The sequence below is a fragment of the Alicyclobacillus cycloheptanicus genome (genome assembly GCF_028751525.1).
Classification (GTDB): Bacteria; Bacillota; Bacilli; order Alicyclobacillales; family Alicyclobacillaceae; genus Alicyclobacillus_L; species Alicyclobacillus_L cycloheptanicus.
Genome location: NZ_CP067097.1, coordinates 2530229 through 2551097 on the forward strand (window position 1 = coordinate 2530229; position 20869 = coordinate 2551097).

A 20869-nucleotide genomic window follows, 5' to 3' on the forward strand; every position below is an offset into this window, starting at 1 on the left:
GGGAGGCATCCATGAGCATGCAGTCTCCAAAGCACCATGCGGCGCTGGTTGGGCCCCGGGGCATCGGGCAGTTGTTCGGCGCTGCGCTGCGCCACTATCGGATGGACTTCGGCTTCTTGCTGACCGCGTCCATCTGCGTGTTGGTTCCGTATTTCGTTCTGGACGCGATTTTCAATGCGAATTCCGCCAAAATACTGGCCTTTGATTTTTCACACCTGACGCATGTCACCAGTTTGACACAACTTGCTGCCATGGAGCAGCATGCGGGCATCACCGGTCCGTCGCCCGTATCGTGGGTGCTGAGCCTGTTGAACGCAGTGTTGGTGACGCCGCTTCTGTACGGCATCATTGTGCATATGGTGGTACGGCGGAACATGGGCGGATCGTCGGTTTCCATGCCGAACGCGTTCTCCCATGCCTTTCACCGCGTCGGTGCCGCGGCGCTGGCAGTGCTGTGGGCGGACATCCTGAAGTTCTTCACGGTCATCGCGGGCGGATTCATCATCGGCTTGGCGGGGGCCATCGTGACCGCGGCCGCGGGATCGTCCGTGTGGTCGACGGTGGTGGCCGGCATTCTCGCTGCCGCGCTGCTGTGCTGCGTCATCGTGGTTGCGGTGAAACTCGCCTTCGTTGTGCCCGTCGCATACGAGGAGAACCTCCGCACATCGCAGTCGGCGCGCCGCTCGGCACAATTGACGAAAGGTCAGCTGTGGCGGACGCTTGTGTTTATGCTGCTCACGGTCGTGCTTCCCGGTGCCATCCGCATTGTCATCAGCGCATTGATTGCATCGGTGACGCAAAATGCGTGGGTCATCTTGGTGATCATCGATTTGGTTCAACTCTTCCTCGTACCGTTTACGTTGTTGGCGATGAGTGTGCTGTATGTGGACCTGCGCATCCGCGCGGCTTCATGACCCGTTCGGCTGCATTGGTGAACGGGCGGCAGATTGCCCGTCGTTGTCCGTGCGGCCCAGATGGCTGGTCGGGTCGAGACGGTTTGCCGCAGGTTTCAGGCAGGGGATTGTGACCACTTCAGCGAAGTCATTGGGAGTTGAAATGTTCGCAAAGGGGCGAATGACCTCGATGAACGACCCAGACGTGAATTCGTTGCCCAACACAGTGCCTGGCTGGCAGCAGCCTGCGCCGACAAATGACGATGGCAAATGGCGTGACGCATGGGTGGTTGTGCGGCACGGGCAGTTCATCATCAGCCTGACGCAGCCCTTGCCGCCGCGCTGGTCGGACTTCCTCATGGATTTCCGTAAACAGATGCGTCCCATCCCAGTCCCAACGCGGCGCGAGCTGGTTCGGCATGTGTGGCGGCAGTTCATCGGTCTTCCGATGGTCGATGTGAGGCTGGTCAGACCGCATCCGCCCCGTTTTCCGTTTTCCCGCCTCGGGCTTGACCCGGAATTCCACGGCAGCCACAACCAGCGGCGCCTCGAGCGAACTGGCGATCCGTCGGTGTTGACAGATACCTTGGAATCGATGTCTCCAGATGATATGTACGGCGTGCTTCAGAGTGTCGCAAAAGCTGTGCGGCGCCACGTCAAGTGGCCGCTCCTGAACGGTATCCAACAGGGTCGGGGGATAGACGTTTGAGCTTTCACATGCTTCCTCAGGAAAAACCAGCATGGCAGCGGCTGTTCAGTATCCAAACGATGATTTTGTGCGTCTGGATTCTCGGCTTTGCCGTCTACGCCATGCAAAATATTTCCGATCCCGACACGCCCTGGCACCTTGCCACCGGGCGCTACATCTTGTCCCATCACACGATTCCAACGACCGATCCGTTCTCCTGGTCCATGCGCGGCAAACCTTGGGTCACGCAGGAATGGCTGTTTGAAGTTGTGCTGGCCTGGCTCGTCAATCACTTCAAGTTTGCAGGTGCCTGGCTGCTCATCGTTGGCATCCAGACCCTGACGACCTTGGTGTTGTACGCCACGGGCATCCGCGCGTCGCACGGCAATCGCGTGGTGGCAGCCGTCACCGCCTGTGTGGGGGTGTTGGCTGGGCTGATTTTTTGGGTGATTCGACCGCAGCTGGTGTCCTACCTGATGTTTGCCGTGTTTTTATGGATTTTACAGAAGGTGCGCGACGGGGAGTTTGGCGCGTTGTGGCTGGTGCCGCCGCTCTTGCTTTTGTGGACAAACTTCCATGGGTCCGCGAGCATCGGTGTCATCATGCTGCTGCTGGAGGTCGCGTTGTCGTTCGTGCCGTCGATTGGCCGGCTGGAGGGACTGCGGCTGCCTGCCGGCGCGCGGGTCAGGCTGCTTGGCGTGGCAGTCGCCGGGTTTGGCCTTGGGCTCATCAACCCAAACGGCCTCAAGGCGTACACGTACGCCCTGCTGTCGACGAACTCCCTCATGACCAACAACATCATGGAGTGGCATTCGCCCGACTTCCACGGCCAGTATTTCAAGTATGGCGTGCTGCCGTTCCTCGCGGTGACCGCGCTCATCATCATCGCGCGCCGCCGCACCATTCCGATGCGCGAGACGCTGTATTTCGGCGGTTCACTCATCGTCACACTGATTCACCAGCGATTCATGCCCTATGTCGCGATCGCGTCGGCTCCCATGCTCGCGGCCGCACTCAGCGACAGCGTGCGTGCGCTGCTCACCCCCTCTCGGGTCATGCAGCTCATCAACGCCCTGGTGTCGCTTGGCGCCTTGTTCGCCTTTGGCACGCAATTGCCCAATGTGCGCGGTTCGTTCGCCAGTCATCTCGACAACACAGCGTATCCCATTTACGCGGTGAACTATCTGGAGAGCCATCACCTGCTGAAACACGGAAAACTGTTGAACCTCTACAGCTGGGGCGGCTATCTGATTTACCGCGGCATCTCGCCCTTTATCGACGGCCGAACCGACATCTACCTGGAGAACGACACCTTTTCCAACTACCTGGCCATGGAAAACATCTGGTGGAACGGCCCTGGACTCATCGACAGCTATGGGTTCACAGTTGTATTGTTCCCGCCAGGCTCCGTGTTGGCCACGTACCTCTCCCATCAACCAGACTGGCAGGTCGTGTATCAGGACATGACCGCGGAGATTCTCGTGAAGAAGTCCGCACCGCAGACCTCGTCCGCTCAGTAAGGGTCGGTTTGAGTACAAGTGTCGTACCTCGGATTCCCCCAAGTTACACATCGCCCACTCATCGCATATCATGCACAGAGCATTTGCCTAGATGGATTCGTCGGCACCCCCGGTGCTGCTAAGGAGTGGGAGTGGCATGTGGATTCACACGGTTGTCGAAGGGGATACCCTGCGCGACATCGCGGAACGGTTTGGTACGTCAACTCGAGCGTTGAATCGACTCAATGAACTGGGCGATGAAGATCGATTGGTGCCTGGTCTGCACCTGCTGGTTCCAGGGCCGCCGACGGCGGTACGGGCCTACCAGGTTCGAAGCGGCGACACGCTCGCGACCATCGCCCAGCGAACGGGCCTTTCGCAAGAACAGTTGCAGAGTTGGACGGGAATTCGGGATGGGCAGCCGACTGGCCAGCAAACCGGCGGCATGCAGCTGACGGCGGGGCAGACCCTGTATTTGCCGCGTCCATTGACGGCAGCGGAGAAAAAGACCATCGAAGCAAACGGATACCTGCTGCCGCAAGGCACGCTGAGTGACGCCAATATCCTGCGTGACACGCCGAGTCTCACGTACGTCTGTATGTTCAGCTACCAGGCCCGGGCCGACGGAACCCTTGTGCCCCCGAGAGATGCCCAGGGGCTTCAGGCGGCAAGGCAATTGAACATCGCGCCATTGATGACCGTCACCAACTTCGACGGGACCAACTTCAATACGGAACTGGCGCACACGCTGATGGCCAATGGGTCGATTCGCCGCCGATTGATTGAAAACATCGGACGAACGATGCAGCAGAAGGGTTTTCGCGGTGTCAATGTGGACTTCGAGCACATGCGGCCGTCTGACCGTCCGCTCTATAACGCGTTCATTCGCGAACTTGGCCAGGCGGTGCGTGCGCGTGGGTTCTTCGTGTCCATCGCGATGGGCCCCAAGACGTCAGATGACCCACAGGCTTCCTGGATGGGGGCATTCGACTATCGGACGCTCGGCCAGGAGGTCGACTTCCTGATGCTGATGACGTACGAGTGGGGATGGGTCGGCGGTCCGCCAATGGCTATCGCGCCGCTCAATCAGGTGCGTGCTGTGTTGGAATACGCGACGTCCGTCATTCCAAGCGAGAAAATCCTCATGGGGATGGCTCTGTACGGATACGACTGGCCTCTGCCGTATCCGAGCGGGCGTCGGGCGTCCGGGATTTCGAACAACAGCGCGCAAAACTTAGCCATTGTTCAACAGGTGCCCATTCAATGGGATGTGGCCTCTCAATCCCCGTACTTCCGCTATCGGCGTGCGGATGGCACGGAGCACGAGGTGTGGTTCGATGACGCCATGTCGGTGCTCATCAAGTTTCAACTCATCTACGACATGAATCTTCGGGGTGTTTCTTACTGGGTGCTGGGGAATGAATTTCCGCAGGCGTGGTACCTGATGGCCGACACATTTCAGATTCGAAAGGTGTAATGATGACGAAAGAGTCATGCACGCGCCGGAAACATGGGCGGGCAGATGGACGGACGGCCTGACCCAACCCGGTCTGCAGGGACGGGGAGGATGCTTATGTCTGGAGATCGGAAACAGGAATCGACAGCTGAAGCACTGGGCTTCCCCCGCATCTTCGCGAAGCAGAACAACACGGACGCTGCCCTCACGGATGTACCCACCGGGGGGCATCGCGAGGGGCTCAGGACCTACAGTGCCAGCGTCCGCGCTGCACGAAAAATTCGTGTTCGGTCGATTCGGGCCGGCGACCGTGTGCGGATCCGCGCCACGGCCGACAGTCCATGGGCAGGTCACGAAGGCGTCGTGGTGTATGCAGGCAAGACGGTCTGTGACGTGCGCATTACGGTGAAGCCGTCCCGCGTCGTCGGCCGCGGCCGCGCGCGCCGCCGACGCCCTTCGGAGACGGTTGTCGAAACGATGCAAAAGCGTGATCTGGAGAGCCTTCGCAGACACATTGAACTGATTGGTTACACATTGGAAATGCCTGCTGCGGTGGATATCTGGCCGGGGCTTGTCCTCGCGGTTGCAGGCGGCATCGCGCTTTTGGCCGGATTTCATTGGTGGGGAGGGTGGTAGACACCCTTCTTGTTTGCACCAATGCCGCGGGTGGACAAGCTGGCAAAATCATTTTTGCCCGTCGACACGTTTCCCGATCGTTTGAAATCAAAAGGCGCTAGACTACTTCTATCACCCTTACCCCGTTTGCCGCGTTGTCTGCGGCGGACGCCTCCGTGCATGCGGAGGCGTATTTGTTTGTAAGCAACAAAAAACGCCCATCCTCCACCACGCAGCATGAGCGGCTGCACAGGACTTTGTTGCGATGAAGGCACAGAACACTATCATCATTCATCGGGAAGGGCTTAACCTCGCCCTGTTCACTTTTTCACGAGCATTACAGCAACGCCTACCATGCAAATACCTGCCCCTATCCACTCGCTCATGTCAGGAAACCGCTTGTCAATGAACCAGCCCCAAAGCACAGCCATCGCTATGAAAATCCCACCATAGGCGGCGTAGGTCCTGCCGAACGAAAATTCTTGGCGGGTAGCCAAAACACCATACAAAATCATTATGACGGCTCCGATAATCCCGACCCATAACGGTTTTCCGTTTTTGAGCCATTGCCAAATGAGATAGCCTCCACCAATCTCTGCGAATCCTGCTAAAAAGAAAAGAAAAATTGCTCGGACTATCATTGCTTGCCCCCGCTTCTAATTGCGTTAACTGACTCGCAAAAGTCGTGCTCCACCTCCAGTTGCTTACATGTCGATTCAAAGACCTTAGTGACAAACTGTGGACCGTCGTTCCATATCTCATCTTCCTCCTGTTCCAGTATGCTATCCAGCAGGGAGTCTGTCCAATCCGATTTTGGGGCTTAAGAGAAACCCGGACGCGAAACCGGTAAAAGACCATTTCGACGCGAAGCACCCCGCTAGACAGTCTGGTGGGGTATGTTGTTATTACAGGTAACTCTGCCCTCCCGGACGGATTTCTTGAAGGTGTGTGGGATTTGACGCTCACGAAAAGCGTAGCGCTCTTCTGCAAAAATTAGCTGCGACTACGACATTGGCGGTGATACATGTGAAACTTGTTGGGAACGGGATTTATCTCAGGTTTTTGCAAGAGTCGGACGCCGTATCCTTGGTTGCTCTGAATGAAAGGAATCGTGATTTCTTCGAGCCGTATCTGATTGATCGGCCAGAGGCATTTTACTCAGTCGAGTACCAGCAGATGTCCATCCACTCAGGCCTCGCGATGATGGAGCAAGACCAAAAGTATTCGTTCGGTATTTTTCTCAGTGAGAGTCACGAACTCGTCGGACTAGTGTCCTTAACGGAGGTTGTACGGGGTCCCTATCAGTCGTGCTGGCTCGGATACTATCTGGACCAGGGACACAACGGTCATGGATACACCACAGAGGCAGTGAAGCTCGTCGTGAAGTACGCCTTTCAGGTTCTGGGTCTTCATCGCATCGAAGCTGGCGTGATGCCGCACAATGTAGGCTCCATTCGTGTGCTTGAGAAGGCGAGGTTCCTGCAAGAGGGGCTCAACAAGAAGAATGTGCTGATCAACGGGAGGTGGCGAGACCATCTGCATTTTGCAATTGTGAATCCGATTCGGCGGCGAGGGCTGATGAAGGTCCGATTTTGACCGATCTCGCTCTCCGCTCGAAGGCGGTGTGGGGCTACGATGACGATTTTCTTGAAGCATGTCGAAAGGAACTCACAATCACATCTGATTACATACAATCCTCCGAGGTTTTCGTGATAGAGCCGGAAGACACCATTCTTGGATTTTATGCGTTCTACGGTGAAGTGCCAGATGCAAGGTTGGATTTTCTGTGCGCATCTTCACAAACGAAAGGAATAAAGCACCAATTCATCCACAGACACCACTCCAAATTTTCGATTGAGAGGAAGTTACGACGAAGTGGTCCTGTGGATCGAACCAAACAGCCAGATGGCGCGGTTTGTGAGAGCGGTCCGTTACTGAATGTAACATCTCTTTCCTCTGTTTTCTTACAGATCGTCAGAGGCACGCTCATCCTCCTTCCTCTATGATGAACTTAGTCGTTATTCGTGATGTGGAGGCGCAGCGGATGCGAATTGGACTGCCGAAAGAAATCAAGTTGCGAGAAGACCGGGTCGGGCTGACCCCTGGGGGCGTCAAGGCTCTGGTCGATGCTGGGCACGTGGTCGTGGTTGAACACGGCGCTGGCGAGGGAAGCGGCTTCACGGATGAAGCTTACGTTGCTGCCGGGGCGGTGCTGGGCAGTCAGGAAGAGGCCTGGCAGGCCCAAATGGTGGTGAAGGTGAAGGAACCGCTCCCGGAGGAGTACAGGTACTTTCGGGAAGACCTGCTCTTGTTTACCTACTTGCATTTGGCTGCGGATCGTCCCTTGACAGAGGCCATGCTTGCCTCTGGTATGACGGGGATTGCCTATGAAACGGTGCAGCTGCCGGATGGCAGTCTGCCGCTGTTAGCTCCGATGAGTGAAGTGGCAGGGCGGATGTCTGTGCAGGTCGGCGTGCATTTTCTGGAGAAACCAAACGGGGGACCGGGCATTTTGCTGGGCGGTGTACCGGGGGTTCCACCCGCCAAGGTGGTGGTGGTCGGCGGGGGCATGGTCGGCACCCAAGCGGTCCGCATCGCGGTGGGGCTCGGTGCGGATGTGACCGTGATGGACGTCAATGGTGCGCGATTGCGTTACCTCGATGAAATCTTCGGGGGCCGCGTGAAGACGGTGATGTCGAACGCCTACGCGATTGAACAGACGGTTCGTGACGCCGATTTGGTGGTAGGTGCGGTGCTGATTCCCGGTGCCCGCGCACCCAAGCTGGTGACGCGCGACATGGTCTCGCACATGAAGCAAGGCAGCGTCATCGTGGACGTGGCGGTCGACCAGGGAGGGTGTGTGGAAACGGCCGATCGCGTCACCACCCATGACCATCCGACGTATTCGGTCGATGGTGTCATTCATTATGCGGTGGCCAACATGCCGGGTGCGGTGCCGAGAACCTCCACGTTTGCCCTGACCAATGCAACCCTTCCTTATATTCTCCAGATCGCGAGCGGTGGACTGGAGCGGGTGGCGCAGAACCCCGCGCTGCTCAGGGGTGTGAACATCGTGCAGGGGCACGTCACGCATCAGGGCGTTGCCGACGCGTTTGGTCTCCCGTGGGTGCAGCCAGATGCTGCCCTGCAGCACTGGGTGACCGCTTGACAAAGGAGTGAGGGAAGATGTCCATTGTAGACAAGACGGGGACTGTCGGCAGCGCGCCGTGGGTCGAGCGCGACCGGGAAGTCGTATGGCACGGCATGACGCCGTATCCGGCGAGCCTGAACCCGATGGTGGTCAGCCGGGGAGAGGGCCCGTATATCACGGACGAAGACGGCAACCGCTATCTGGACGCGATGTCTGGGCTGTGGTGTGTGAATCTGGGCTACTCCGAGCGGGCCCTTGCCGAGGCGGCGTTTGAGCAGATGGTGCAAATGCCGTACTATCCGCTGAGCCACACGCACAAGCCGGCCATCGAGCTCGGCGAAAAGCTCAACACGTGGCTGGGTGGACGCTACCGCGTCTTCTATTCGAACAGCGGCTCAGAGGCGAATGAGGCCGCGTTTAAAATCGCACGTCAGTTTCATGCCCAAAACGGGGAGCCGCAGCGGTGGAAAATCATCTCCCGGTACCGCGCCTACCACGGCAGCACGATGGGGGCGCTGGCCGCGACGGGACAGTTCCAGCGCAAGTATAAGTACGAACCGCTGGCACCCGGGTTTGTGCATGTGCCGCCCCCGGACTGCTACCGCTGCCCATTCGGCAAACAGCCGGGCGCGTGCCGGGTGGAGTGCGCAGACATGTACGAGCAGGTCATCAACTGGGAAATCCCGGAGACGGTCGCGGCCGTGATTATCGAACCGGTCATCACGGGTGGAGGCATGATTGTTCCGCCGCCCGAATATTTACAACGTGTGCGGGAGGTTTGCGACCGAACCGGCGTGCTGATGATTGTCGACGAGGTGATTTGTGGTTTCGGACGGTCGGGGAAACCGTTTGGCTTCCAGAACTTCGGCGTCCAGCCGGACATCGTGACGATGGCCAAGGGCATCACGAGCGGATACCTGCCCTTGTCGGCCACGGCCGTACGGGCGGAGCTGTTCGACGTATTCCGGGACACGGAGGAATACGCCCACTTCCGCCACGTCAACACCTTCGGTGGCAACCCGGTGGCCTGCGCCCTGGCCGTCCGCACGCTCGAACTGATGGAAGAACGGAACCTGGTGGAGCGCGCGGCGGTGCTTGGCGCCCGACTGCGAGAAAGGCTCAGCGTCCTGGCAGCGCACCCGAATGTGGGCGACCTGCGGCACTTCGGGTTTCTCGCCGGGATCGAGCTGGTGGAAGACAAGACGACGAAAACCCCGGCGTCGGCAGCGTTCGTCGGTCAAGTCATCGCGCGGTGCAAGCAGCAGGGGGTGTTGATTGGCAAGAACGGCGATACGGTACGCAATCTGAACAACGTTTTGACGCTGTGCCCGCCGTTCGTGGTCACCGATGAAGAACTGGATTTCATCGCGCAAACGGTCATCGAGGCGATTTCATCCGCGAGAGACTGAATCATCTGAAATGGGGGAATCCATGTGAGTACTGCTGCGCCAGTCAAAACGTTGAAGAACTTCATTGGCGGTCAATGGGTGGACTCGGGCTCGAGCGAGCGTTTGGAAGTCCCCAATCCGGCCACCGGGGAAACCATCGCCTACGTGCCCATCTCCAATCAGTCGGATTTGGACCAGGCGGTCGCCGCTGCTAAAGCAGCATTCCGGACCTGGCGTGACACGCCGGTGCCGCGCCGGGCGCGCATCCTGTTTCGCTATCAGCAGTTGTTGATGGAACACTGGGAAGAGCTTGCGCAACTGATTACCATCGAGAACGGCAAGAGTTATAAGGAAGCGTACGGCGAAGTTCAGCGCGGGATTGAGTGTGTGGAGTTCGCCGCTGGTGCGCCCACGCTGCTGATGGGCTCCCAGCTTCCGGACATTGCGACCGATTTGGAGTCTGGCATGTACCGCTACCCAGTTGGGGTTGTGGGCGGGATCACGCCGTTCAACTTCCCGATGATGGTGCCCTGCTGGATGTTTCCTTTGGCGCTGGCGTGCGGCAATACCTTTGTCTTGAAGCCTTCTGAGCGCACTCCTTTGTGCGCCAATCGGCTGGCGGAACTGATGACGGAGGCGGGATTGCCGGACGGCGTGCTCAACGTGGTCCATGGTGCGCACGAGGTTGTGAACGGTATTTTGGCGCATCCGGACATCACGGCGGTGTCCTTCGTAGGCTCGCAGCCGGTTGCGGAGTACGTTTACAAGACCGCCGCTAGCCATGGAAAGCGGGTGCAGGCGCTGGCAGGGGCGAAGAATCATACGATTGTGATGCCGGACGCCAATCTCGACCTCGCGGTCAAGGAAATTATCGGCGCGGCTTTTGGTTCCGCGGGCGAGCGCTGCATGGCGTGCTCGGTGGTGGTCGCCGTGGGCGACATCGCGGACCCGCTGGTGGAGCGGCTGGCGGCGGCAGCGGACGAGATTCGCATGGGCAACGGTCTGGAGGAAGGCGTCTTTTTGGGGCCGGTGATTCGGGCGGCCCATCGGGATCGGACCCTGGGTTACATTGAAACGGGCGAACGGGAAGGCGCGCGGCTGGTGCGGGACGGTCGCAAGGATGACGTGGCGGCGGCAGGCGCGGGGTACTTTGTCGGCCCGACGATTTTCGACCATGTGAAGCCAGGCATGAAAATCTGGCAGGATGAAATCTTTGCGCCTGTCCTGAGCGTGGTTCGTGTCGATTCGCTGGAAGAAGCCATTGAGACTGCGAATGCGTCCGATTTCGCCAATGGAGCGTGTCTGTTCACGGACAGCGCGGCGGCGATTCGCAAGTTCCGGCAGACGATTGACGCCGGGATGCTGGGCGTCAATGTGGGGGTTCCGGCGCCGATGGCGTTCTTCCCGTTCTCGGGTTGGAAGAAGTCGTTCTACGGCGACCTGCATGTCAACGGCCGCGACGGGGTGGAGTTCTACACGCGGCGCAAGATGTTGACGGGCAGATATGTGTAAGCAGCAGATACGTGAAGGAAATCCAGAAAGCCCGGCGCGTGTTGGCCGGGCTTTCGTGTGCTCGCCGGCGCGCTGCTGTTAGTGTCCCGCTGCCTCGGCGCTCATGGGCCGGCCGATGAGGTGTGCCAGCCGTTCGAAGCCGGTGTCGTCCGCGGCGACGACCACCACGAGGTTGGAGGCCGGTACCGCCGGAGCGACGGATTGAAGACGCTGGAGCAGCTCCTCATTTTCTTCGCGCAGACGGATGTTGCGTTGCTTCAGCCGCGCAATGAGGGACTGTTTTCGCCGCAATTCCGCTTTCAGAAATACGTTCTCCTTCGCCGTTTCGAACACGCTGCGGTTCGGTTCACTCGGCGCCTCCGGCGCTTTTGCCCTTGCCGTGCTGGGGATGTTGGGTTCGTCGGCTTGGGCGGGTTCTTCCGCATGGGCGCTCGCCCGTGGTTGTTCTGTGACCGGCGCAGGGATAAAGGCGGCGGGCGGTTCGGAAGAGGCGTGCGTGGTCGTCCATTTATAGCGGACCGCGTTGATGGATTTGATGCCGTACGCCCGTGCGAACTGTTTGAATGCGTCTGATTTGTCCCGTCCCTCAGCGATATACTGAGCAACCACCCGGTTCAGGGTGTCGATGTGTTCTGGTCGCCACTCGAAGTTTTCCATGACACTTCCTCCTGTCTTCACGTTGTTCTCGGCATGACGCGGATGACCGGTCGAACGGCAGGTTTTTCACAAAGCAAATCCCGATTGCAGCAGATGATGTCATTCATTATAACGGAAACGCTGGACTCGTCAATGATTAATGTAAGAAAATATAACATAAATAAAGCTGTATCGGATTTGTTGTGTAAAGTATCATTACAAATATGGCGGCGCCGGTGCCCAGACCTGGGCAGAAACCGGTTTCGATGCCGCAGTGGCACCTCTGTCCTTCGAGCGACATATCATGTCATGGCGTTGTTCGGACAAAAGGAGCTGAAAGCCGTGCAGAACTACAGCCATTTGTCGCACCTGACGTGTACACGATGTCATCGGACCTACCCAGTGACGGAGGTCCGGGAGCGATGCGATTGTGGCGGCATTCTCTTCGCAGCGTACGACCTGAAAGCCGTCCAACGTACGCTTGGCAAACCGGATTTGGCGGCACGCCCGCAAACCTTGTGGCGTTATCACGAACTGCTGCCCATTCAAAAGGAATCCTCGATTGTCTCCCTGCACGAAGGCATGACGCCGCTGCTTCAACTTCCCCGCGTTGCCTCGCAGTTCGGCGTACCCAACTTATTGGTCAAAGATGAAGGCAGGCTTCCTTCCGGCACGTTCAAGGCGAGAGGGGCGTCGGTTGGGATTTCCCGGGCAAAGGAGCTGGGGGTGTCTGGCGTCGCGATCCCGACCAACGGCAACGCCGGCGCCGCCTGGGCCCTGTACGCCGCGCGGGCGGGGCTGCCCATCCTGGTGGTGATGCCGACCACTGCGCCTGTGACGCCTCGTAAGGAGTGCGTGGTATCCGGGGCGCGAGTCGTCACCATAAACGGCACCATCGGCGACGCTGGACGCGTGGTGCGCGAAGCCGCGAAGCGGTACGGCTGGTACGATGTCTCCACGTTCAACGAACCGTATCGTCTCGAGGGGAAGAAGACGATGGGGCTGGAAATCGCGGAGCAATTCGGCTGGTCGGTTCCGGATGTGATTGTCTATCCCACCGGCGGCGGGGCAGGGGTGGTCGGCATTTACAAAGGGCTGTTGGAACTGCAGCAAATGGGGTGGATTGGCGCAAAAATGCCGCGCTTTGCCCTGATTCAGTCGGAGGGCTGCGCCCCGCTGGCACGCGCGTTCGCGAAAGGCGAACGGGAAACGACCCGATGGGAAGACCCGCAGACCATCGCCTTCGGCATGCGGGTGCCCAAACCTGCCGCGGACTACTTGCTGCTCGACATTCTGTACCGCACGAACGGAACCGTGACTACGGTGTCGGATGCGGAGGTTCAGGAGGTTCGCCGCATGGTGGGGGAATGGGAAGGATTTCATGTGTGCCCGGAAGGCGCGGCGGGCTTTGCCGGGCTGCGGAGACTGCGCAAGGCGGGCTGGCTGACGGGAAATGAGCGGGTGCTGCTCGTGAATACGGGGACTGGACTCAAGTACATTGACCAAATTGCGGACGACGCGAGGGAGATGGACCTGGCCGACTTGGACCTGGAAGCCCTGGCGCTGCCGGCGCGGCGTGCCTGAAAACAGGGCGGCATCGTGAGGACGGATGGCGTGCGATACCGCGAGATGCGGGAAGGGGATTGGCAGTTGAACGCGAATCATGCATACTATGACCAGGAACCGCGTTGTGGGTGTGTTCCCGCAAACGCGGAAGGTCAATCTGACAACCTGATAGGCTGCAGATGAGTTCGGCGTGAGAGCGTAAGGTCGATGAACCTTCCACCGATGGGGCAATGTGTTCGCCACCTCAGCGAACACAGAATCTCTCAGGTCACGGAACGCCGGGGGATGCAACTCTGGAAAAGCCGTCCTGAACCGTCCGATGCCGGGCCCGCGAGGGGCCCTGCCAAAGGGGTTGGGAACCAGGCTACCGACGGGGCAACTTGACAAGGCGGTGTGGACGCCGGGTCAAGGGAACTCTCAGGTGGAACAGACAGAGACACGCGAGGCTTGGTTTTCGCGTGTCTTTTTTGTTTGGAACGCGACAGTTTGATGGGGGGGATTGCATTGCGGACGTTCAGCTACATTCCGCATACGGAGGCAGACCGCAAGAAGATGATGGATTTTCTCGGCATCACGGATGTGTCCGAGTTGTTCGCGGACATTCCTGAATCAGTGCGGCTGACCCGTCCGCTGGCGCTGCCGCCAGCGCTGGCGGAAATCACGTTGGAGCGGCACATGGCCGGTTTGGCGCGCAAGAACCTGGACTTCGGACAGGTGGTCAGCTTCCTCGGAGCAGGCGCCTATGACCACTATCAGCCGAGTGTCGTCGAGGCCATCGTGGGCCGGTCGGAGTTCTACACCTCGTACACGCCGTACCAGCCGGAAATCAGCCAGGGGATGCTGCAGGCGATTTTCGAATACCAGACGATGGTCGCCGAACTGACCGGCATGGACCTGGCGAACGCCTCGATGTATGACGGACCAACGGCCCTTGGCGAGGCAGGGCTGGTGTGCTGTGCCCATACGGGACGCAATAAGCTGCTCGTTGCGCGTTCGGTCCATCCGGAGTACCGCGAAGTGCTGGCGACCTACGCGGCCGGACAGTCCGTGGAAGTCGTCGAACTGCCGTGGCGCGATGGAACCCTCGACCTGGATGCGCTCGCCGCAGCGTGCGACGACCAGGTGGCGGGCGTGCTCGTCCAGTATCCGAATTTCTTTGGCAGGATTGAGGACCTGGCGAAAATCGCCGAAATTGTGCACCGTCACGGGGCGTTGCTGGTGACCAGCGTCTATCCGGTCGCGCTTGGCGTCTTGCAGCCGCCTGGCCAGTGTGGCGCGGACATCGTGGTTGCGGAAGGCCAGTCGCTCGGCAACAGCATGTCGTTTGGCGGCCCCTACCTCGGCATCATGGCGGCGCGCAAGGAACTGATGCGCAAACTCCCAGGCCGGATTGTGGGTGAGACCACGGATGCACAGGGGCGCCGCGGCTTCGTGTTGACGCTGCAGGCCCGCGAACAGCACATTCGGCGGGAAAAGGCCACGTCCAACATTTGTTCCAACCAGGCGCTGAACGCGCTGGCCGCCACGGTGTATCTGGCATATCTCGGCAAGCAGGGCATCGTGGAGCTGGCGGTGCAGAACTACCACAAGGCGCACTACTTACAGCGAACGCTGACGCAGATGGAGGGCGTGGAAGCGGTGTTCCCGGGTCCCTTCTTCAACGAGTTTGTGGTCCGCATCCCGCGCCCGGTTAACGCGGTGCAGACTCAGCTGCTGGAACAGGGGTACCTGTTTGGGCTCGACTTGGGCCGTTTTTATGAGGACTTGCAAGGGACAGTGCTGCTCAACGTCACGGAGCTGCGGACGCGGGAAGAACTGGATGGATTGTGCGCAGCCGTGAAGGCACTTTGTGGAGAACGGGAGGCGGTCCGATGAGCATTCAGCGAGAAGGAGACCAGCCCTTGGTGTTTGAACTGAGCCAGGCCGGGCGAAAGGCGTATACCCTGCCTGAACTCGACGTGCCCGAGAGCGACCTGTCGGAGCTGGGCGCGTTTCGCCGCACAGAACCCGCGCGGCTGCCCGAGCTCTCGGAAGTGGACGTGATTCGTCATTTCACCGCGCTTTCGACGCGCAACCACGGCGTGGACTCCAGCTTTTACCCGCTCGGCTCGTGTACGATGAAGTACAATCCGAAGCGCAACGAACGCGCCGCGCGGCTGCCGGGTTTTGCGCAGATTCACCCCTATCAGCCGGAGTCGACCGTGCAGGGCGCGCTGGAACTCCTGTACCGTCTGCAGCTCGACCTGGCGGAAATCACCGGCATGGACGCCGTCAGTCTGCAGCCGGCCGCCGGAGCGCAGGGTGAGTGGACGGGACTGATGATGATCTCGGCGTATCACCGCGAACGGGGTGAACACCGCGACAAGGTGATTGTGCCCGACTCCGCACACGGTACGAACCCGGCCAGCGTGACGATGGCGGGGTTGAAGGCGGTGACGATTCCGTCAAATCCAGATGGCTCGGTCAACCTCGACGCGTTGAAAGACGCCGTGGGTCCGGATACGGCCGCGCTGATGCTGACCAATCCCAGCACGCTCGGGCTGTTCGAACGAGACATTCTGACCATCGCCGAGATTGTGCATGAAGCAGGCGGGCTGTTGTACTACGACGGCGCCAACGCGAATGCGATTCTCGGCCAGACGCGGCCGGGGGACATGGGCTTTGACGTCGTCCACCTGAACCTCCACAAGACGTTTTCGACGCCGCACGGCGGCGGTGGACCCGGTGCCGGGCCGGTCGGCGTGAAGCAGCGCCTGGAACCGTACCTGCCGAAACCGGTCGTGGAAAAGACCGCGGAGGGCGCGTACCGGCTCAACTGGGAGCGGCCGCGATCGATTGGCAAGGTGAAGGGTTTTTATGGCAACTTCGGGATTTTGGTGCGGGCCTATGCGTACATTCGCACGATGGGGCCGGATGGCCTGAAGCAGGTGTCGGAATCGGCTGTCCTGGCGGCGAATTACCTGATGCGGCGCTTGGCGGGTGCGTACGACCTTCCGTTTGACCAGGTCTGCAAGCACGAGTTTGTGCTGTCCGGCCGCCGGCAAAAGAAACTGGGGGTGCGGACGCTCGACATTGCGAAACGGCTGCTGGACTTTGGCATTCATCCGCCGACCATCTATTTCCCGCTGATTGTGGACGAGTGCCTGATGATTGAACCGACGGAATGCGAAAGTCTGGAGACGCTCGACGAATTCGCGGACATCATGCTGCAAATTGCCCGGGAAGTGGAGGAAAACCCGGACTACGTCACGTCTGCGCCGCACCGGACGGTCGTCAGCCGGCTGGATGAGACGAAGGCCGCGCGGACGCCCGTGCTGCGGTACGCGTTCACAGCATCGCAAGGTTGACGCTGTCCGTGCTGGACAGTCCAGGGTGACGAATTTGTCCCTTCCATCACGGCTCGTTTGTGCGCCGTGTCGCACCGATGCGGTCGGCTGGGGCGTGGACGAAGGGACAAAGGGGGGCGAACGAAGGTGTCTTTCAACAGCTTGCAAACACTCGTGGAGATGGCCAATGCGCGCAAGCTGGCCATCAGCGGCCTGATGCTCGAGGTCGAAATCGAGCAGACGGGCCGCTGTGCGGAGGAAATTATGGCACGGATGGCCAGCCAGTTTGACGTCATGGAAGAAGCCGTGCGCAAGGGCGTCCAGGCACCGGTCCACTCTCGGACAGGCCTGACCGGCGGCGACGCGTTTCGCGTTCACCAATACCTCGAACGCGGGTCATCGTTCCTGTCTCCGCAGGTGCTGCGGTCCATGGCGTATGCGCTTTCTGTGTCCGAAGTGAATGCCAGCATGGGCCGCATTGTCGCGACACCGACGGCAGGGTCGGCTGGTATTTTGCCGGGCGTACTGGTTTCGGTTCTTGACACGGGCAAGTACGACCGGGCGGTGCTTGTGAAGTCGCTGCTGACGGCGGCTGCGCTCGGGCTCGTGATCGCCAACGCGGCTTCGATCTCGGGCGCGGCTGGCGGGTGCCAGGCGGAAATCGGCTCGGCGACCGCGATGGCAGCCGGCGCGCTGGTCGAGATCGGCGGCGGCACCCCTGAACAGGTGGCGCATGCGGTGGGCCTGGCCCTGAAGAACTCGCTCGGCCTGGTGTGTGACCCAGTTGCAGGGCTGGTTGAACTCCCTTGCATTGTCCGGAATGGTCTGCACGCGGTCACGGCCATGGCGGCCGCGGATATGGCGCTGGCAGGCGTCAAGAGCATCATCCCGCCGGACGAGGTCATCCAGGCGATGTACACTATTGGCAACGAACTGCCGCTGTCTCTGCGCGAGACGGGCATCGGAGGGCTGGCGGGCACGCCGACCGGGAAGCGGTTGAAAGAAATGATTTTTGGGGGCGAGACCGATGAAGTACACGAGCGTGTTTGAAATCATCGGCCCCGTCATGGTGGGACCTTCCAGTTCACACACAGCAGGCGCGGTGCGCATCGGCAACCTGGCCCGCCAACTGCTCGGTGAGCCTCCGGTGCGCGCGCAGTTCTGGTTGATGGGTTCGTTTGCCGAAACGTACCGCGGCCACGGAACAGACGTGGCCTTGCTGGCCGGGGTGCTCGGATTGCCGACGGACGATCCCGGCGTCCCCCGCGCCGTCGAACTCGCCGCGGAGGCGGGGCTGACGTACACGTTTGAGGTGGCAAACCTCGGTTTTTACCACCCGAACACGGTGAAAATCGTGATCGGCGGGGGCACCCGTCAAGTAGAGTTGATTGCCAGCTCGCTCGGCGGCGGCAAGGCAGAAGTGCAGGAACTGGACGGCCTGTCGGTTCGATTCACCGGCGAGCGTCCGACGCTGGTGCTGTTTCATCATGACCGGAAAGGGTTTCTGGCGAAGGTGCTGGCGATGCTCAACGAGGCCGGGTACAACGTGTCTCGGCTCAACCTCGAACGGTGGCGGCTGGGTGGACGAGCCATCACCGTCGTCGAAGTCGATGAGCCCATCGACGAGGCCCTGCCCGCTGCGCTGACCAGTGCTATTCCGGAGCTTCACGATGTCATCCGCGTGCACGTATAGCGCGGAAGTGCCAGCGCAGCGAGCCAGCGTGAAAGAGCTAGAGAGCTAGAGTGGAGGAGCCGCTTCATGATTGAGGACTCGGTATTACAGGCAGAGTGGATCGTCGCGTGCGCTTCCAGGGAACTGCACGAACAGCCGCTTCAGGTGACCATTTTAGGGGAGCATGTGGTGCTGTTTCGGACGGCCGCAGGGGTGCATGCATTCCGAGACGTCTGCGTGCATCGGGGCGCCACACTCTCGTTGGGGTGCGTCCGGGACGACCAACTCGTCTGCCCGTACCACGGATGGGCCTACGATGGAGACGGCCGCTGTGTGCACATCCCGCAATTGCCGAGTGACCAGCCGATTCCGACGATGGCCCGCGTCCAGCGTTATGCATGCATCGAGTCGTTTGGGTTCGTGTGGGTGAATTTGCGCGGCGCGGAGGGGGAATCGAGTGTGCGCGGCGCGGAGGGGGAACGGCCCCAGCTGCCAGGCGGCGATGATGCCGCGTTCCGCCATGTGGTCTGGGGACCGTGCAAGGTGCGCGCAAAACCCCCAAGAATCATCGAGAACTTCCTGGATGTTGGCCATCTTCCCTTTGTGCACGAAGGGTATCTCGGCGTGCCGACGCACGCACAAATCGGCGACTACCGTGTGACGCATGGGGAAGACGGTGTTCTGAGGTCCGGGGAGATTGAGATGTACCAACCCGATCCCGACGGGACAGGCCAGCCTCGCAATGTGTACTACACGTATGAAATCCTCGGTCCCCTGCAAGTGCGGTTCATCAAGCGCGATCCACTGACTGCACAGCGAATGGCGATTGTGCTGTGTGTCCGCCCCGACGACGAACAGTCGTCCACCGCCTATGGTCTCATCTCGTTCGATTACGATACGGGCATGACAGATGAACAAATCACCGATTTCCAGGACATGATTTTCGGCCAGGACAAGCCCATTGTGGAACACCAGCGACCGGAGGGCTTGCCATTGGATTTACAGGCCGAGCTCTCCCTCAAGTGTGACCGCGTCAGCATTGCGTACCGCAAGTACCTGGTCGAACGCGGCGTCACGTTTGGGACGGCGTAAGGTATTGACGGCCTGAATCGGGTGTGCTGGGGCGGTGCGCAGTGGGCGTGGAGTGCGCTGCAGGAAGGCGCGAGGCGCGCTGGCAGAAAGACGTGCGGTGCGTTTAGGCGCGAGGCGCGATTGGGCGCGAAGTCCGTTGAATGAATCCGAGTGTTTTCGCGAATAACTGAACTGGACTGAACTGGCGCGAAACCGGACTGAACTGGCGCGAAACCGGGATGACGAAATCATGGGATAAGGAGACGAAACGGATGTCAAAGGTGAACCTGGCAGTGATTTATTACAGTTCGACAGGCACGAACCACAAGATGGCCAACGCGGCCGCAGAGGCAGCGAAAGAAGCCGGGGCGGACGTGAGGGTGCTGAAGGTTCCGGAACTGGCTCCGGAAGAAGCCATTGCTGCGAACGCAGGCTGGAAGGCGCACTATGAAGCAACCAGAGACGTGCCGACGGCGACGGCGGCCGATCTCGAGTGGGCGGACGCGATCATCTTCAGTGTTCCAACGAGATTTGGCAACGTGCCTTCCCAGATGAAGCAGTTCCTGGACACGATGGGCGGGCTCTGGGCGCAAGGCAAGACGGTGAACAAGGTGGTCAGCGCCATGTCCAGCGCGCAGAACCCACATGGAGGACAAGAGGCGACCATCCTTTCCCTGTACACGAGCATGTACCACTGGGGAGCCATCATCGTGGCGCCCGGTTACACCGACGCCGTTCTTTTCGGCGCTGGCGGCAACCCGTACGGGACGAGCGTGACGGCTTTCGAAGGCGGTACGATCGACGATGCCGCAGTCGCCGCGATTCACCATCAGGCGAAGCGCGTCGTAACGGTCGCAGGGTGGTTGAAGAAGGGCCAATCCTAAGCGGGCGTGGGGGCGGTCGGGCGGCACCCCGGAGCATAAGGCACCTTTGCTGCCTTATCGGTGGTCCGGCGCGGCCGGACCGTCTGGCTTAGGGCGTGTTTCCTTCCTTATGCGGCCGGCGACGTGGGGCGGTCGGGCCGCACCCCGGAGCATAAGGCACCTCTGCTGCCTTATCGGTGGTCCGGCGCGGCCGGACCGTCACCTTAGGGCGTGTTTCCTTCCCTATGCGGCCGGCGACGTGGGGCGATTCCGGCATATAAGGCACCTTTGCTGCCTTATCGGTGGTCCAGCGCGGCCGGACCGTCTGGCTTAGGGCGTGTTTTCTTCCCTATGCGGCCGGCGACGTGGGGCGATCCCGGCATCTTAGGCACCTCTGCTGCCTTATCGGTGGTCCAGCGCGGCCGGCCGGTCGACCTTAGGGCGTGTTTCCTTCCCTATGCGGCCGGCGACCTGGGGCGGTCGGGCTGCACCCCGGAGCATAAGGCACCTTTGCTGCCTTATCGGTGGTCCGG

18 protein-coding genes and 1 riboswitch are annotated in these 20869 nt (G+C 60.1%); of the genes, 16 read left to right on the forward strand and 2 right to left on the reverse strand.

The features are described from left to right. Positions 1-11 precede the first annotated feature (11 nt). The 5 genes from JI721_RS11545 (at position 12) to JI721_RS11565 (ending at position 5172) form a co-directional block, all read left to right on the forward strand. Positions 12-914, forward strand: a complete 903-nt coding sequence (locus JI721_RS11545) for a glycerophosphoryl diester phosphodiesterase membrane domain-containing protein (protein WP_274455031.1) — start codon at positions 12-14, stop codon at positions 912-914. A gap of 169 nt (positions 915-1083) precedes the next feature. Next, entirely contained in the window at positions 1084-1602 is a 519-nt protein-coding gene (locus JI721_RS11550; protein ID WP_274455032.1) for a hypothetical protein, read from the forward strand. Beyond that, positions 1599-3101 carry a hypothetical protein gene (locus JI721_RS11555; RefSeq protein ID WP_274455033.1) on the forward strand — a complete coding sequence of 501 codons (1503 nt, stop codon included), beginning with the start codon at positions 1599-1601 and terminating at the stop codon, positions 3099-3101. The genes JI721_RS11550 and JI721_RS11555 overlap by 4 nt, the downstream gene beginning before the upstream one ends. Positions 3102-3237: 136 nt before the next feature. Continuing rightward, the gene (locus JI721_RS11560) at positions 3238-4557 is read left to right on the forward strand and encodes a glycosyl hydrolase family 18 protein (protein WP_274455034.1); all 1320 of its coding nucleotides are present in this window, start codon (positions 3238-3240) and stop codon (positions 4555-4557) included. Between the two features lie 96 nt (positions 4558-4653). Beyond that, positions 4654-5172 carry a hypothetical protein gene (locus tag JI721_RS11565; protein ID WP_274455035.1) on the forward strand — a complete coding sequence of 173 codons (519 nt, stop codon included), beginning with the start codon at positions 4654-4656 and terminating at the stop codon, positions 5170-5172. 299 nt (positions 5173-5471) lie between these two features. Here JI721_RS11565 and JI721_RS11570 read toward each other — a convergent pair whose 3' ends face one another. Continuing rightward, positions 5472-5789, reverse strand: a complete 318-nt coding sequence (locus JI721_RS11570) for a YnfA family protein (RefSeq protein ID WP_274457831.1) — start codon at positions 5787-5789, stop codon at positions 5472-5474. A gap of 388 nt (positions 5790-6177) precedes the next feature. Here JI721_RS11570 and JI721_RS11575 point away from each other — a divergent pair, with 388 nt between their 5' ends. The 4 genes from JI721_RS11575 to JI721_RS11590 all read left to right on the forward strand — a co-directional run bounded on the left by JI721_RS11575 (position 6178) and on the right by JI721_RS11590 (position 11202). After that, a complete protein-coding gene (locus JI721_RS11575; RefSeq protein ID WP_274455036.1) occupies positions 6178-6747 on the forward strand; it encodes a GNAT family N-acetyltransferase in 570 nt (189 codons plus the stop codon). A gap of 448 nt (positions 6748-7195) precedes the next feature. Beyond that, positions 7196-8320 (forward strand): alanine dehydrogenase, encoded by a 1125-nt coding sequence (gene ald / locus JI721_RS11580; RefSeq protein ID WP_274455037.1) that lies wholly within the window; start codon positions 7196-7198, stop codon positions 8318-8320. A gap of 17 nt (positions 8321-8337) precedes the next feature. Continuing rightward, the gene (locus tag JI721_RS11585) at positions 8338-9711 is read left to right on the forward strand and encodes an aspartate aminotransferase family protein (RefSeq protein ID WP_274455038.1); all 1374 of its coding nucleotides are present in this window, start codon (positions 8338-8340) and stop codon (positions 9709-9711) included. Between the two features lie 24 nt (positions 9712-9735). Further along, positions 9736-11202 (forward strand): CoA-acylating methylmalonate-semialdehyde dehydrogenase, encoded by a 1467-nt coding sequence (locus JI721_RS11590; protein WP_274455039.1) that lies wholly within the window; start codon positions 9736-9738, stop codon positions 11200-11202. Positions 11203-11280: 78 nt separating this feature from the next. Here the strand turns inward: JI721_RS11590 and JI721_RS11595 are convergent, their stop codons facing one another. Next, positions 11281-11859: an MreC domain-containing protein gene (locus JI721_RS11595; RefSeq protein ID WP_274455040.1), complete on the reverse strand. Its 579-nt coding sequence runs from the start codon at positions 11857-11859 to the stop codon at positions 11281-11283. Between the two features lie 321 nt (positions 11860-12180). Between JI721_RS11595 and JI721_RS11600 the strand changes: the two genes are divergently transcribed. The 7 genes from JI721_RS11600 to wrbA all read left to right on the forward strand — a co-directional run bounded on the left by JI721_RS11600 (position 12181) and on the right by wrbA (position 20357). After that, a complete protein-coding gene (locus JI721_RS11600; protein ID WP_274455041.1) occupies positions 12181-13422 on the forward strand; it encodes a threonine synthase in 1242 nt (413 codons plus the stop codon). A gap of 161 nt (positions 13423-13583) precedes the next feature. Further along, positions 13584-13692, forward strand: a riboswitch (glycine riboswitch). 216 nt (positions 13693-13908) lie between these two features. Then, positions 13909-15279 (forward strand): aminomethyl-transferring glycine dehydrogenase subunit GcvPA, encoded by a 1371-nt coding sequence (gcvPA, locus tag JI721_RS11605; protein WP_274455042.1) that lies wholly within the window; start codon positions 13909-13911, stop codon positions 15277-15279. Beyond that, on the forward strand, positions 15276-16751 hold the full coding sequence (gene gcvPB, locus JI721_RS11610; RefSeq protein WP_274455043.1) for an aminomethyl-transferring glycine dehydrogenase subunit GcvPB: 1476 nt from the start codon (positions 15276-15278) through the stop codon (positions 16749-16751). The genes gcvPA and gcvPB overlap by 4 nt, the downstream gene beginning before the upstream one ends. A 126-nt stretch (positions 16752-16877) precedes the next feature. Then, entirely contained in the window at positions 16878-17780 is a 903-nt protein-coding gene (gene sdaAA, locus JI721_RS11615) for an L-serine ammonia-lyase, iron-sulfur-dependent, subunit alpha (RefSeq protein ID WP_274455044.1), read from the forward strand. After that, positions 17758-18423 (forward strand): L-serine ammonia-lyase, iron-sulfur-dependent subunit beta, encoded by a 666-nt coding sequence (gene sdaAB, locus JI721_RS11620; protein ID WP_274455045.1) that lies wholly within the window; start codon positions 17758-17760, stop codon positions 18421-18423. Before sdaAA ends, sdaAB begins: the two co-directional genes overlap by 23 nt. A 66-nt stretch (positions 18424-18489) precedes the next feature. Continuing rightward, positions 18490-19494, forward strand: a complete 1005-nt coding sequence (locus JI721_RS11625) for an aromatic ring-hydroxylating oxygenase subunit alpha (protein WP_274455046.1) — start codon at positions 18490-18492, stop codon at positions 19492-19494. 251 nt (positions 19495-19745) lie between these two features. Next, on the forward strand, positions 19746-20357 hold the full coding sequence (gene wrbA, locus JI721_RS11630; protein WP_274455047.1) for an NAD(P)H:quinone oxidoreductase: 612 nt from the start codon (positions 19746-19748) through the stop codon (positions 20355-20357). Positions 20358-20869 lie beyond the last annotated feature (512 nt).

Excerpts from the sequence above, each read along its gene's own strand:
- JI721_RS11545 (WP_274455031.1), top strand. The coding sequence starts at position 12 with ATGAGCATGCAGTCTCCAAAGCACCATGCGGCGCTGGTTGGGCCCCGG.
- JI721_RS11550 (WP_274455032.1), top strand. The coding sequence starts at position 1,084 with ATGAACGACCCAGACGTGAATTCGTTGCCCAACACAGTGCCTGGCTGG.
- JI721_RS11560 (WP_274455034.1), top strand. The coding sequence starts at position 3,238 with ATGTGGATTCACACGGTTGTCGAAGGGGATACCCTGCGCGACATCGCG.
- JI721_RS11565 (WP_274455035.1), top strand. The coding sequence starts at position 4,654 with ATGTCTGGAGATCGGAAACAGGAATCGACAGCTGAAGCACTGGGCTTC.
- ald (WP_274455037.1), top strand. The coding sequence starts at position 7,196 with ATGCGAATTGGACTGCCGAAAGAAATCAAGTTGCGAGAAGACCGGGTC.
- JI721_RS11585 (WP_274455038.1), top strand. The coding sequence starts at position 8,338 with ATGTCCATTGTAGACAAGACGGGGACTGTCGGCAGCGCGCCGTGGGTC.
- JI721_RS11595 (WP_274455040.1), bottom strand. The coding sequence starts at position 11,859 with ATGGAAAACTTCGAGTGGCGACCAGAACACATCGACACCCTGAACCGG.
- gcvPB (WP_274455043.1), top strand. The coding sequence starts at position 15,276 with ATGAGCATTCAGCGAGAAGGAGACCAGCCCTTGGTGTTTGAACTGAGC.
- sdaAB (WP_274455045.1), top strand. The coding sequence starts at position 17,758 with ATGAAGTACACGAGCGTGTTTGAAATCATCGGCCCCGTCATGGTGGGA.
- JI721_RS11625 (WP_274455046.1), top strand. The coding sequence starts at position 18,490 with ATGATTGAGGACTCGGTATTACAGGCAGAGTGGATCGTCGCGTGCGCT.
- wrbA (WP_274455047.1), top strand. The coding sequence starts at position 19,746 with ATGTCAAAGGTGAACCTGGCAGTGATTTATTACAGTTCGACAGGCACG.